At 51.1% G+C, this 12,423-nt stretch carries 12 protein-coding genes; 7 read left to right on the forward strand and 5 right to left on the reverse strand.

What is annotated here, in order from left to right; translation table 11 throughout:
- Nucleotides 1-7 precede the first annotated feature (7 nt).
- The 3 genes from cutC (at nt 8) to torZ (ending at nt 4,696) form a co-directional block, all read left to right on the forward strand.
- Complete coding sequence (gene cutC / locus FEK43_RS12245) at nt 8-754, forward strand: copper homeostasis protein CutC (protein WP_135407076.1); 747 nt, start codon at nt 8-10, stop codon at nt 752-754.
- Between the two features lie 387 nt (nt 755-1,141).
- The gene (locus FEK43_RS12250; protein ID WP_138158565.1) at nt 1,142-2,242 is read left to right on the forward strand and encodes a NapC/NirT family cytochrome c; all 1,101 of its coding nucleotides are present in this window, start codon (nt 1,142-1,144) and stop codon (nt 2,240-2,242) included.
- A 24-nt stretch (nt 2,243-2,266) separates the two neighbouring features.
- Entirely contained in the window at nt 2,267-4,696 is a 2,430-nt protein-coding gene (torZ, locus tag FEK43_RS12255) for a trimethylamine N-oxide reductase TorZ (protein WP_135407074.1), read from the forward strand.
- A gap of 164 nt (nt 4,697-4,860) precedes the next feature.
- On the opposite strand, the gene cmoB is transcribed toward torZ, so the two are convergent.
- The 5 genes from cmoB to FEK43_RS12280 are packed head-to-tail and all read right to left on the reverse strand — an operon-like array spanning nt 4,861 to nt 8,442.
- Nucleotides 4,861-5,832, reverse strand: a complete 972-nt coding sequence (cmoB, locus tag FEK43_RS12260) for a tRNA 5-methoxyuridine(34)/uridine 5-oxyacetic acid(34) synthase CmoB (protein ID WP_135407071.1) — start codon at nt 5,830-5,832, stop codon at nt 4,861-4,863.
- Complete coding sequence (gene cmoA / locus FEK43_RS12265) at nt 5,829-6,572, reverse strand: carboxy-S-adenosyl-L-methionine synthase CmoA (RefSeq protein ID WP_130208500.1); 744 nt, start codon at nt 6,570-6,572, stop codon at nt 5,829-5,831. Before cmoA ends, cmoB begins: the two co-directional genes overlap by 4 nt.
- A 40-nt stretch (nt 6,573-6,612) precedes the next feature.
- The gene (locus FEK43_RS12270) at nt 6,613-7,008 is read right to left on the reverse strand and encodes an MAPEG family protein (protein ID WP_130208499.1); all 396 of its coding nucleotides are present in this window, start codon (nt 7,006-7,008) and stop codon (nt 6,613-6,615) included.
- A 52-nt stretch (nt 7,009-7,060) separates the two neighbouring features.
- Nucleotides 7,061-7,879, reverse strand: a complete 819-nt coding sequence (locus FEK43_RS12275; protein WP_135407068.1) for a DUF72 domain-containing protein — start codon at nt 7,877-7,879, stop codon at nt 7,061-7,063.
- Entirely contained in the window at nt 7,876-8,442 is a 567-nt protein-coding gene (locus tag FEK43_RS12280) for a hydrolase (RefSeq protein WP_130259909.1), read from the reverse strand. Before FEK43_RS12280 ends, FEK43_RS12275 begins: the two co-directional genes overlap by 4 nt.
- 310 nt (nt 8,443-8,752) lie before the next feature.
- Here FEK43_RS12280 and aspS point away from each other — a divergent pair, with 310 nt between their 5' ends.
- The 4 genes from aspS to ruvC all read left to right on the forward strand — a co-directional run bounded on the left by aspS (nt 8,753) and on the right by ruvC (nt 12,420).
- Complete coding sequence (gene aspS, locus FEK43_RS12285) at nt 8,753-10,525, forward strand: aspartate--tRNA ligase (RefSeq protein ID WP_130208496.1); 1,773 nt, start codon at nt 8,753-8,755, stop codon at nt 10,523-10,525.
- Between the two features lie 117 nt (nt 10,526-10,642).
- Nucleotides 10,643-11,095, forward strand: coding sequence for a dihydroneopterin triphosphate diphosphatase (gene nudB / locus FEK43_RS12290; protein ID WP_131161209.1), 453 nt, complete (start codon nt 10,643-10,645; stop codon nt 11,093-11,095).
- A 28-nt stretch (nt 11,096-11,123) separates the two neighbouring features.
- Nucleotides 11,124-11,864, forward strand: a complete 741-nt coding sequence (locus FEK43_RS12295; protein ID WP_000907234.1) for a YebC/PmpR family DNA-binding transcriptional regulator — start codon at nt 11,124-11,126, stop codon at nt 11,862-11,864.
- Nucleotides 11,865-11,898: 34 nt separating this feature from the next.
- Entirely contained in the window at nt 11,899-12,420 is a 522-nt protein-coding gene (ruvC, locus tag FEK43_RS12300) for a crossover junction endodeoxyribonuclease RuvC (RefSeq protein WP_010350951.1), read from the forward strand.
- Nucleotides 12,421-12,423 lie beyond the last annotated feature (3 nt).

The following is a 12,423-nucleotide window of genomic DNA, read 5'->3' on the forward strand; positions in this document are numbered from 1 at the left end:
AGCAAAAATGGCATTACTGGAAATTTGCTGTTACAGCATGGAGTGCGCACTAACGGCGCAGCAAAATGGCGCTGACAGAATTGAATTGTGTGCGGCACCGAAAGAAGGGGGCTTAACGCCGTCGCTGGGCGTGCTTAAATCCGTGCGCCAGCAGATAACGATTCCCGTACATCCGATCATCCGCCCGCGCGGTGGTGATTTTTGCTACAGTGACGGCGAGTTTGCCGCCATTCTTGAGGATGTTCGTACTGTCCGCGAATTAGGCTTTCCGGGACTGGTGACGGGCGTTCTCGATGTTGACGGTAATGTCGATATGCTACGAATGGAAAAAATAATGTCTGCTGCCGGTCCGTTGGCCGTTACTTTTCATCGTGCCTTCGATATGTGTGCTAACCCATTAAATACAATGAATAATCTTGCGCAATTGGGCATTGCCCGGGTACTGACTTCCGGGCAAAAATCAGACGCTCTGCAAGGTTTATCAAAAATTATGGAACTTATTGCCTATGGTGATACTCCAATCATCATGGCCGGAGCAGGAGTTCGCGCAGAAAACCTGCACCACTTCCTCGATGCCGGAGTGCTGGAAGTCCATAGCTCCGCGGGAGTGTGGCAAGCCTCACCGATGCGTTATCGTAATCAAGGATTGTCCATGTCATCAGATGCACACGCGGACGAGTATTCGCGTTATGTCGTAGACGGGGCGGCGGTTGCTGAAATGAAAGGAATCATTGAACGCCATCAGGCCAAATGATTTTTACCGTTGCATCATGTCGCCCAATATGATGCTTGCTCGTACCAGGCCCCTGCAATTTCAACAGGGGCCTTTTTTTATTCCCTGGCAGTATAAAAAACGAACGATTGCTGTGATGTGTAGAACGGGTGACAGTGCGCATAGCGTTGTGCTTAAAATGTTTTATATATTAACATTAATTATGTTATTTAAATTACTAAAACTGACAAATATATATTATAAATAACGGCTGGGTTATTCTTTCGCAATTAATGATTACATTGTAATAAATCATATTCTTTATCGATTATTTCAGGCAGTGTTGTGCCGAATTAAGCAAGTAGTCAATTCGTTGTGTATTTATTTATACAATGATTTCGGTGTCCTGGAATTTAATTAGAGGAATCTATGCGAGGGAAAAAACGCATTGGGTTATTTTTTCTGCTGATAGCGGTTGTGGTTGGTGGCGGCGGGTTATTGCTTGCGCAAAAAGCCTTACATAAAACGTCGGATACAGCATTTTGTCTTTCCTGCCACTCGATGAGTAAACCTTTTGAGGAATATCAGGGAACTGTCCACTTTGCGAACCAGAAAGGTATACGTGCGGAATGTGCCGATTGCCATATTCCAAAGTCAGGGATGGATTATTTATTTGCCAAATTAAAAGCATCTAAAGATATTTATCATGAATTTGTTAGCGGCAAAATAGACAGTGACGATAAGTTCGAAGCGCATCGTCAGGAAATGGCCGAAACAGTATGGAAAGAATTAAAAGCATCGGATTCTGCAACGTGCCGTAGTTGCCATTCTTTTGATGCGATGGATATTGCCTCGCAAAGTGAATCTGCGCAGAAAATGCATACCAAAGCGCAAAAGGAGGGTGAAACGTGTATTGATTGTCATAAAGGAATTGCCCATTTCCCGCCAGAAATAAAAATGGATGACAACGAGGCGCATGAACTGGAAAGTCAGGCTGCCACTTCTGTGACCAATGGCGCACATATTTATCCTTTCAAACCTTCCCACATAGGCGAACTGGCCACTGTGAATCCTGGTACCGATCTCACCGTCGTTGATGCCAGTGGCAAACAGCCGATCGTTCTGTTGCAGGGTTATCAAATGCAGGGCAGTGAAAACACGCTCTACCTGGCGGCAGGTCAACGTCTGGCGCTAGCCACATTAAGTGATGAAGGTATCAAGGCGATAACGGTAAACGGGGAATGGCAGGCTGACGAATACGGTAATCAATGGCGTCAGGCGTCATTACAAGGGGCGCTAATCGATCCCGTATTAGCGGATCGTAAACCGTTATGGCAATACGCTGAAAAACTCGATGACACCTATTGTGCTGGCTGCCATGCGCCTATTGCCGCTGACCATTACACCGTCAATGCCTGGCCCTCTATCGCCAAAGGAATGGGGGCGCGAACCAGCATGAGCGAAAACGAACTGGACATTTTGACGCGGTACTTCCAGTACAACGCCAAAGATATTACCGAAAAACAGTGATCCTCGTAGATTAGGGAGGAAGTTATGACATTAACAAGACGTGAGTTTATTAAACATAGCGGTATTGCTGCCGGGGCGCTGGTGGTGACATCGGCTACGCCGTTACCCGCATGGGCAGAAGAGAAGGGCGGAAAAATCCTCACCGCGGGTCGTTGGGGAGCGATGAACGTAGAAGTGAAGGACGGTAAGATTGTTTCTTCGACAGGCGCGCTGGCGAAGACTATCCCGAACTCGTTACAGTCTACGGCGGCGGATCAGGTACACACTACGGCGCGTATTCAGCATCCGATGGTGAGAAAAAGTTATCTCGACAATCCACTGCAACCGGCAAAAGGTCGTGGCGAAGACAGTTACGTTCAGGTGAGCTGGGAACAGGCATTAAAACTGATTCATGAGCAACACGATCGCATCCGCAAGGCCAACGGCCCTTCGGCCATTTTTGCAGGGTCTTACGGCTGGCGTTCATCAGGGGTGCTGCATAAAGCGCAAACGCTGATGCAACGTTATATGAATCTGGCGGGGGGATATTCCGGGCATAGTGGCGATTACTCTACCGGGGCTGCGCAGGTGATCATGCCGCACGTTGTCGGTTCTGTGGAGGTCTATGAACAGCAGACTTCCTGGTCGCTGATTCTGGAAAACAGTCAGCTGGTGGTGTTGTGGGGCATGAACCCGCTGAATACCTTAAAAATTGCCTGGAGCAGTACCGATGAACAAGGGCTGGAATACTTCCATCAGCTGAAAAAATCGGGCAAACCAGTGATTGCCATCGACCCTATCCGTTCCGAAACAATCGAGTTCTTTGGCGATAACGCGACCTGGATCGCGCCGAATATGGGGACCGACGTGGCGCTGATGTTAGGCATCGCGCATACCCTGATGACTCAAGGCAAACACGATAAAGCCTTCCTTGAGAAATACACCACCGGTTATCCGCAGTTTGAAGAGTATCTGACCGGCAAGAACGATAATACGCCGAAGAGTGCGGCCTGGGCGGCAGAAATTACTGGTGTACCGGAAGCGCAGATTGTCAAACTCGCTGAACTGATGGTGGCGAATCGCACGATGCTGATGGCTGGTTGGGGGATCCAACGCCAGCAATACGGCGAACAGAAACACTGGATGCTGGTGACGCTGGCGGCGATGTTAGGGCAAATTGGTACACCGGGCGGCGGTTTTGGTTTCTCTTATCATTACTCCAACGGTGGCAACCCTACGCGAGTTGGCGGCGTGCTGCCAGAAATGTCTGCGGCGATTGCCGGACAGGCAAGTGAGGAAGCTGATGATGGCGGAATGACCGCGATTCCGGTCGCCCGTATTGTCGATGCGCTGGAAAATCCTGGCGGCAAATATCAGCATAACGGTAAAGAACAAACGTATCCGAATATCAAAATGATCTGGTGGGCGGGTGGCGGTAACTTTACTCATCACCAGGATACTAATCGCCTGATTAAAGCTTGGCAGAAACCGGAGATGATCGTCGTTTCTGAATGCTACTGGACCGCAGCAGCCAAACACGCAGATATCGTATTACCGATCACCACATCGTTTGAGCGCAATGACCTGACGATGACCGGTGATTATAGCAACCAGCATATTGTGCCGATGAAGCAAGCTGTCGCTCCGCAATTTGAAGCGCGTAACGATTTTGACGTGTTTGCCGATCTTGCGGAATTACTGAAACCTGGCGGAAAAGAGATCTATACCGAAGGTAAAGATGAAATGGCGTGGCTGAAATTTTTCTATGATGCCGCCCAGAAAGGTGCGCGTGCGCAACGCGTGACTATGCCAATGTTTAATGCCTTCTGGCAGCAAAATAAACTGCTTGAAATGCACCGCAGCGAGAAGAACGAGCAATATGTTCGCTATGGCGATTTCCGCGCCGATCCGGTGAAAAACGCGCTGGGTACACCAAGTGGCAAAATTGAAATCTACTCAAAAACACTGGAAAAATTTGGCTATAAGGATTGCCCGGCACACCCGACCTGGCTGGCTCCTGATGAATGGAAAGGTACCGCCGACGAGAAGCAGTTGCAGCTTCTGACCGCGCATCCGGCACATCGTCTACACAGTCAGCTTAACTATGCGGAGCTGCGTAAAAAATATGCGGTTGCCGATCGTGAGCCGATCACAATTCACACCGAAGATGCAGCTCGGTTTGGTATTGCAAATGGCGATCTGGTCCGTGTCTGGAATAAACGTGGTCAGATCCTGACAGGCGCTGTGGTGACTGACGGGATCAAAAAAGGCGTTGTATGCGTGCATGAAGGTGCATGGCCGGATCTGGAAAATGGCTTGTGTAAAAACGGCAGTGCGAACGTGTTAACGGCGGATATCCCCAGCTCGCAGCTGGCGAATGCCTGTGCCGGTAACTCTGCGCTGGTGTATATCGAAAAATATACGGGCAATGCGCCGAAGTTAACGGCGTTTGATCAGCCAGCTATTCAGGCATAAGACGTGAAAAGCGCCCGGAAACGGGCGCTGAGGTTATGCAAACGCAAAACTGCCTGATGTGCTATGCTTATCAGGCCTACATAGTCCCTGCAATATACTGAATTAGCAAGACTTTGTAGGCCGGATAAGGCGTTCACGCCGCATCCGGCAGTATTACCAGACCTTTACGGCTTACGCGCAATTAGCACCGCGCGTTTAGGCGCAGGATAACCTTCTACCGTCTTACCCGGATCATGCGGGTCGAGAAAATCGGCCAGAGACTCGGTGACCATCCATTCAGTGCGTCGCTGCTCTTCTGTAGTGGTGACACTCACATCCGCAATGCGAATATCAACAAAACCACACTTCTTCAGCCAGTTTTTCAACGCCAGGGCCGACGGGATGAAATAAACATTACGCATTTGTGCGTAACGATCGCCTGGTACCAGCACCGTGTTTTCGTCGCCATCAATAACCAGTGTTTCAAGCACCAGTTCACCCTCATTCACCAGTTGATCTTTCAACTGCCACAGATGTTCCAGCGGTGAACGACGATGATAAAGCACGCCCATCGAAAAGACGGTATCAAAGGCTTTCAGTGCCGGAAGTTGTTCAATCCCTAACGGCAGCAGATGCGCCCGTTGGTCGTTACCCAACAGTTTACGCACTGCTTCAAACTGGCAGAGGAATAGTTGCGTAGGGTCGATACCCACCGCAAGGTGTGCGCCTGCGCCAATCATGCGCCACATGTGATAGCCGCTGCCGCAGCCGACATCAAGAATGGTGCGCCCGGTTAAATCAGAAAGATGGGGCAGAACACGATCCCATTTCCAGTCGGAACGCCACTCGGTATCGATGTTGACGCCATACAGTGAGAACGGCCCTTTGCGCCACGGCATCAGGTTGCGCATCAGAGTCTCAATGCGCTTAATCTGCCCGGCGCTCAGTGGCTCTTCGCTTTCCGCCGTCACGCTACGCAGTAAATCAAGACGATACGGTTTAATTTCAGGCAGAAATTCCACCGCGTTGGACCACTGTTTAAACAGACCGTGCTGCTGCTCGCGCTGCCAGTTAGCAATCTGCGCGGGCAGCGTTTCGAGCCAGTGTGAAAGATGATTTTTGGCAATCAGAGAATAAAAGTTACCAAAGTCGATCATGCAGCGTCCTCTGCTTTTAATGCCACCAGTGAACCAAAATTAAAGCACTGGAACCACAGCTCGCTATGCTCAAAACCGGCTTTATGCAGGCGTGCCTTGTGGGTTTCCACGGAATCGGTCAGCATGACGTTTTCTAACATGCTGCGCTTCTGGCTGATTTCCAGCTCGCTGTAGCCGTTGGCACGTTTAAAATCGTGGTGCATGTTGAACAGCAGTTCACCAACTTTGGCATCTTCGAAACTAAATTTTTCCGAAAGCACCAGCGCGCCGCCCGGGTTTAGCCCTTGATAAATTTTATCCAGTAACGCCTGGCGCTCGGAAGGTTCCAGGAATTGCAGGGTAAAATTCAGTACCACCATCGACGCGTTTTCAATGGCAATATCACGAATATCACCTTCAATAACATCAACAGGCGTAGGCGCTTTATAGGCGTCGATATGACGGCGGCAGCGTTCAATCATTGCCGGGGAATTGTCGATGGCGATAATTTTACAATTATCATGATGAATGTTGCGACGCACTGAGAGCGTCGCCGCGCCCAAAGAACAGCCCAGATCGTAAATCTGCGTACCCGGTTGAACGAAGCGTTCAGCTAACATACCAATCATTGAAATAATATTGGAGTAGCCGGGAACGGAACGTTGGATCATATCCGGGAAGACTTCAGCTACCCGTTCATCAAAGGTCCAGTCGCCCAGTCTGGCGATAGGGGCAGAAAATAGCGTGTCGCGGTGAGACATAACGTAAAAATCCGGGAAAAAGAAAGTGGCATATTGTGCGCTAACGTAGGGAGAAAACCAACTCCCAGGGCATATACCAAAGATTCGCCAGCACCATCAGCAATAGCGCACACCAGGTGGCGCTCATACCAGAACGTCGCCAGCGAAACAGACGGTGATGGAAACCGTAATAATGCATCAGACGACCAGCGAGCAAAACGAGGCCGCAAATATGCACCATCCAGGTTTCAGCACCATTCATTTCCATAAATAGCATCAATACAATCGCGATGGGAATATATTCCACCGCATTGCCATGAATACGAATAGCGCTTTGTAGTTCGCTAAAACCGCCGTCGCCATAGGCAACGCGATACTGCATTCGCAGGCGAACAACATCAAAAGAGAACTTCATTAATAACAACGCACCTAAAACGGCATACAGCGCGCTTACCATACAAACTCCCTTTAAAATGGCCGATGGCACTTGTCTATGATAGGTGGCAAATTCAGAAAAGAGAAGATTGCTGTGGAATAGCCGGGACTGCTCCGATCTCTGGAAGCATTTTACGTAAGTCTTCCCACAGTGTATGTACCAGCTCCGGTGCCTGGGCAATATCTGGCGTGTGCAGAAAAAGATAAGGCGTGGTGCTCTGCTGCCACTGCGCTAATTTCTGTAACCAGACCTGAAATAATTCCCTGTTTTGCGCCATATCATCGCTGCCGATAAAACGGATCAGCGGATTTGTCGCCGTTAGTACGGCATGTACCGGAACCTTCGGTTTCTTCCGTTGAGCGTCGCGTATGGCTTCATTATGCGGAGGTGCAGCATGAACTGGACGGCTATCTAAAATCACCCGATTAACGGCGCGCTGATGCAAACCGCGATTAAGCGTTTGTTCCGCTTCCCCTTTGGCGAAAAACAACGGATGACGCACTTCCACGCCATAGGGAAACTCGTCGGGAAGAGTATCGAGAAAATGCCAAAGCGCAGGCAAATCCTGTGGGCCGAAGGTGGCAGGCAGTTGCAGCCAGTATTGCCCAATGCGCGGAGCCAGCGGTGACATACGGGTCAAAAATTCACTGGTTAAATCATCGCAATGACGCAACGCTGCCTGATGCGAAATGGTCGCCGGAAACTTAAAACAGAAGCGGAAGTCATCTGTGGTCTGCTCCCGCCAGCGCAGGACAACCTCGGGTTTCGGCAGGGCGTATAGCGTGGTGTTGCCCTCCACGCAATTAAAGTAGCGGGCATACTCTTCCAGGCTGGTTATCCCCAACCGCACCCATTTAGGATGCGACCATTGTGGCAGACCGATATAAATCATAACGCGTTGAGGATCTCTTCCACGCTGCGCACACGGGCGATGCGTGGATAGATATGGTTGATGCTGTTATGGTGCTGCTCGGCACTGGCGGCGCTACAGGCATCTTCGGCAATCACCAGATTAAAACCGAGTTCCCAGGCATTGCGGGCGGTGGACTCAACGCCGATATTGGTCGAGATCCCACATAACACTATTGTATCGATACCTCGGCGGCGTAATTGCAACTCCAGATCCGTACCGTAAAACGCACCCCATTGACGTTTGATGATTTCGATATCGCTGTCGGTTGCACCTAATGCAGCAGGATGTTGCCACCAATTTTCGGGCAACACTTTGGCCGGTGAGGGCGCATCGACCGGCTGTTTCAATGCTTCAGCATAATCGGCAGACCAGCCAACACGCACCAGAAACACGGGCTGACCGCTCGCGCGAAATTTCGCCGCCAGTTTTCCTGCGCGATTCACCACGTCTTCGGCAGTATGCGGACCACCGGCAAAAGGCAAGATGCCTTCCTGTAAATCAATCACAACCAGCGCTGTGGTTTTGGCATTAAGTTCAAGCATGATCACTCCAGATAAAACAAAATTGTGCCTCTCACCTTAATGCGATTAGCCGATGGCGGAACGACAAATTTTGTTAATTTTTATGAGTTCGGGCAACACCTTTATAGCAAACTGGCGTAGAGTCTGATTTCAGGCCCGACATAAAGTGGTAACGAGGCGTTCCAGCGCGGGCCAGGCTCTTACGGTGCGGCAGAATTTCCAGTATAATAGCCGCCTTTTTTCATTCAGTTGTGACATACAGCTAACGCTGCGACTCAGGTCACCTGCACAGCAGGGGACATCCGCCAGCAGCTAAGTTAAGGGATATCTCATGCGTACAGAATATTGTGGACAGCTCCGTTTGTCCCACGTGGGGCAGCAGGTGACTCTGTGTGGTTGGGTCAACCGTCGTCGTGATCTTGGTAGCTTGATCTTTATCGATATGCGCGACCGCGAAGGTATCGTGCAGGTATTTTTCGATCCGGATCGTGCGGACGCGTTAAAGCTGGCCTCTGAACTGCGTAATGAGTTCTGCATTCAGGTCACGGGCACCGTACGTGCGCGTGACGAAAAAAATATCAACCGCGATATGGCGACTGGCGAAATCGAAGTGCTGGCTTCCTCGCTGACCATCATCAACCGCGCAGACGTTCTGCCGCTTGACTCCAACCACGTCAACACCGAAGAAGCGCGTCTGAAGTACCGCTATCTTGACCTGCGTCGCCCGGAAATGGCTCAGCGCCTGAAAACCCGTGCGAAAATCACCAGTCTGGTGCGTCGTTTTATGGACGACCACGGTTTCCTCGACATTGAAACTCCGATGCTGACTAAAGCCACGCCGGAAGGCGCGCGTGACTACCTGGTGCCTTCTCGTGTGCACAAAGGTAAATTCTACGCGCTGCCGCAATCCCCGCAGTTGTTCAAACAGCTGCTGATGATGTCCGGTTTTGACCGCTACTATCAGATCGTTAAATGCTTCCGTGACGAAGACCTGCGCGCTGATCGTCAGCCTGAATTTACTCAGATCGATGTGGAAACTTCTTTCATGACCGCGCCGCAAGTGCGTGAAGTGATGGAAGCGCTGGTGCGTCATTTGTGGCTGGAAGTGAAGGGCATTGATCTGGGCGATTTCCCGGTAATGACCTTTGCGGAAGCTGAACGCCGTTACGGCTCCGACAAACCGGACCTGCGTAACCCGATGGAACTGACCGACGTTGCCGATCTGCTGAAATCCGTTGAGTTTGCAGTATTTGCAGGTCCAGCGAACGATCCGAAAGGCCGAGTTGCCGCTCTGCGTGTTCCGGGTGGCGCATCGCTGACCCGTAAGCAGATCGACGAATACGGTAACTTCGTTAAAATCTACGGCGCGAAAGGTCTGGCTTACATCAAAGTTAACGAACGCGCGAAAGGTCTGGAAGGTATCAACAGCCCGGTAGCGAAGTTCCTTAATGCGGAAATCATCGAAGCCATCCTGGATCGTACTGCCGCGCAAGATGGCGATATGATTTTCTTCGGTGCCGACAACAAGAAAATTGTTGCCGACGCGATGGGCGCACTACGTCTGAAAGTGGGTAAAGACCTTGGCCTGACCGACGAAAGCAAATGGGCACCGCTGTGGGTTATCGACTTCCCGATGTTTGAAGACGACGGTGAAGGCGGCCTGACGGCAATGCACCATCCGTTCACCGCGCCGAAAGACATGACGGCGGCAGAACTGAAAGCTGCACCGGAAAATGCGGTGGCGAATGCTTACGATATGGTCATCAATGGTTACGAAGTGGGCGGTGGTTCAGTGCGTATCCATAATGGTGATATGCAGCAGACGGTGTTTGGCATTCTGGGGATAACCGAAGAGGAACAGCGCGAGAAATTCGGCTTCCTGCTCGACGCCCTGAAATACGGTACTCCGCCGCACGCAGGTCTGGCATTTGGTCTTGACCGTCTGACCATGCTGCTGACTGGCACCGACAACATTCGTGACGTTATCGCCTTCCCGAAAACCACGGCAGCAGCGTGCCTGATGACTGAAGCACCGAGCTTTGCTAACCCGACTGCACTGGCTGAGCTGAGCATTCAGGTTGTGAAGAAGGCTGAGAATAACTGATATGACTCAAATACACGAAATCATTCGCGTTGCATCGAGGCGGCAACTGAGTGAACTCCCATGAGCATAGATAACTATGTGAATGGGATGAGCGAAGGCAGTCAACGAAGAGGCAGCGTGAAGGTTAAAGTGTATAAGCGTCCCGTTTCGATCTTAGTGGTCATCTATGCACAAGATACGAAACGGGTGCTGATGTTGCAGCGGCGTGACGATCCCGATTTCTGGCAGTCGGTAACCGGCAGCGTGGAAGAGGGTGAAACCGCGCCGCAAGCTGCCATGCGCGAAGTAAAGGAAGAGGTCACCATCGATGTTGTCGCTGAACAACTGACCTTAATTGACTGTCAGCGCACGGTAGAGTTTGAAATTTTTTCACATTTACGTCATCGCTATGCGCCGGGCGTGACGCGCAATACGGAATCATGGTTCTGTCTTGCGCTCCCGCACGAGCGCCAGATTGTTTTCACTGAACATCTGGCTTACAAGTGGCTTGATGCGCCTGCTGCGGCGGCGCTCACTAAGTCATGGAGCAACCGGCAGGCGATTGAACAGTTTGTTATTAACGCTGCCTGAACAGGCAGGGCTATCTGGAGATATTTTTATGGCAGGTCATAGTAAATGGGCCAACACCAGACATCGTAAAGCTGCGCAGGATGCTAAGCGCGGTAAAATCTTCACTAAAATCATTCGTGAGCTGGTAACCGCGGCTAAGCTGGGCGGTGGCGATCCGGACGCTAACCCGCGTCTGCGTGCAGCAATTGATAAAGCACTGTCTAACAACATGACCCGTGACACCCTGAACCGCGCAATTGCACGTGGTGTGGGCGGTGATGATGATGCAAACATGGAAACCATCATCTACGAAGGTTACGGCCCTGGCGGCACGGCAATCATGATTGAATGTCTGTCTGACAACCGCAACCGTACCGTTGCTGAAGTGCGTCACGCATTCAGCAAATGTGGCGGTAACCTCGGTACTGACGGTTCCGTAGCCTATCTGTTCAGCAAAAAAGGCGTGATCTCCTTCGAGAAAGGCGACGAAGACACCATCATGGAAGCAGCACTGGAAGCAGGTGCTGAAGACGTTGTGACCTATGATGACGGCGCGATCGACGTCTACACTGCATGGGAAGAGATGGGTAAAGTACGCGACGCTCTGGAAGCGGCAGGTCTGAAAGCAGACAGCGCAGAAGTTTCCATGATCCCGTCAACCAAAGCCGATATGGATGCAGAAACTGCACCGAAACTGATGCGTCTGATCGATATGCTGGAAGACTGTGACGACGTGCAGGAAGTTTACCATAACGGTGAGATCTCTGATGAGGTTGCAGCGACCCTCTGATGAGGCCGGCTAAACAACAAAACGGAGACGCGTGATGTCTATTATTCTCGGTATTGACCCGGGTTCGCGCGTTACCGGCTACGGTGTTATCCGTCAGGTGGGCAGGCAACTGTCCTACTTGGGTAGCGGATGCATACGCACCAAAGTGGATGATTTACCGTCTCGTCTGAAACTGATCTATGCGGGCGTGACGGAAATCATCACCCAGTTCCAGCCCGATTATTTCGCAATCGAACAAGTCTTTATGGCGAAGAACGCTGACTCTGCCCTGAAACTGGGGCAGGCACGAGGCGTGGCGATTGTGGCAGCGGTGAATCAGGAATTGCCGGTGTTTGAATATGCTGCGCGTCAGGTGAAGCAAACAGTGGTGGGCATTGGTAGCGCCGAAAAAAGCCAGGTGCAGCATATGGTGCGTACCTTGCTGAAATTACCTGCTAATCCACAGGCGGATGCCGCCGATGCGCTGGCGATTGCCATCACCCACTGCCATGTCAGCCAGAATGCGATGCAGATGAGCGAATCGCGGCTGAACCTGGCGAGAGGGCGACTGCGCTAAATT

It is taken from the genome of Escherichia sp. E2562, assembly GCF_005781075.1.
Classification (GTDB): domain Bacteria; phylum Pseudomonadota; class Gammaproteobacteria; order Enterobacterales; family Enterobacteriaceae; genus Escherichia.

Bases quoted from the DNA above. Each gene is read 5' to 3' on its own strand.
- cutC (WP_135407076.1), top strand. From the start codon at position 8: ATGGCATTACTGGAAATTTGCTGTTACAGCATGGAGTGCGCACTAACG.
- FEK43_RS12250 (WP_138158565.1), top strand. From the start codon at position 1,142: ATGCGAGGGAAAAAACGCATTGGGTTATTTTTTCTGCTGATAGCGGTT.
- torZ (WP_135407074.1), top strand. From the start codon at position 2,267: ATGACATTAACAAGACGTGAGTTTATTAAACATAGCGGTATTGCTGCC.
- cmoB (WP_135407071.1), bottom strand. From the start codon at position 5,832: ATGATCGACTTTGGTAACTTTTATTCTCTGATTGCCAAAAATCATCTT.
- cmoA (WP_130208500.1), bottom strand. From the start codon at position 6,572: ATGTCTCACCGCGACACGCTATTTTCTGCCCCTATCGCCAGACTGGGC.
- FEK43_RS12270 (WP_130208499.1), bottom strand. From the start codon at position 7,008: ATGGTAAGCGCGCTGTATGCCGTTTTAGGTGCGTTGTTATTAATGAAG.
- FEK43_RS12275 (WP_135407068.1), bottom strand. From the start codon at position 7,879: ATGATTTATATCGGTCTGCCACAATGGTCGCATCCTAAATGGGTGCGG.
- FEK43_RS12280 (WP_130259909.1), bottom strand. From the start codon at position 8,442: ATGCTTGAACTTAATGCCAAAACCACAGCGCTGGTTGTGATTGATTTA.
- aspS (WP_130208496.1), top strand. From the start codon at position 8,753: ATGCGTACAGAATATTGTGGACAGCTCCGTTTGTCCCACGTGGGGCAG.
- FEK43_RS12295 (WP_000907234.1), top strand. From the start codon at position 11,124: ATGGCAGGTCATAGTAAATGGGCCAACACCAGACATCGTAAAGCTGCG.
- ruvC (WP_010350951.1), top strand. From the start codon at position 11,899: ATGTCTATTATTCTCGGTATTGACCCGGGTTCGCGCGTTACCGGCTAC.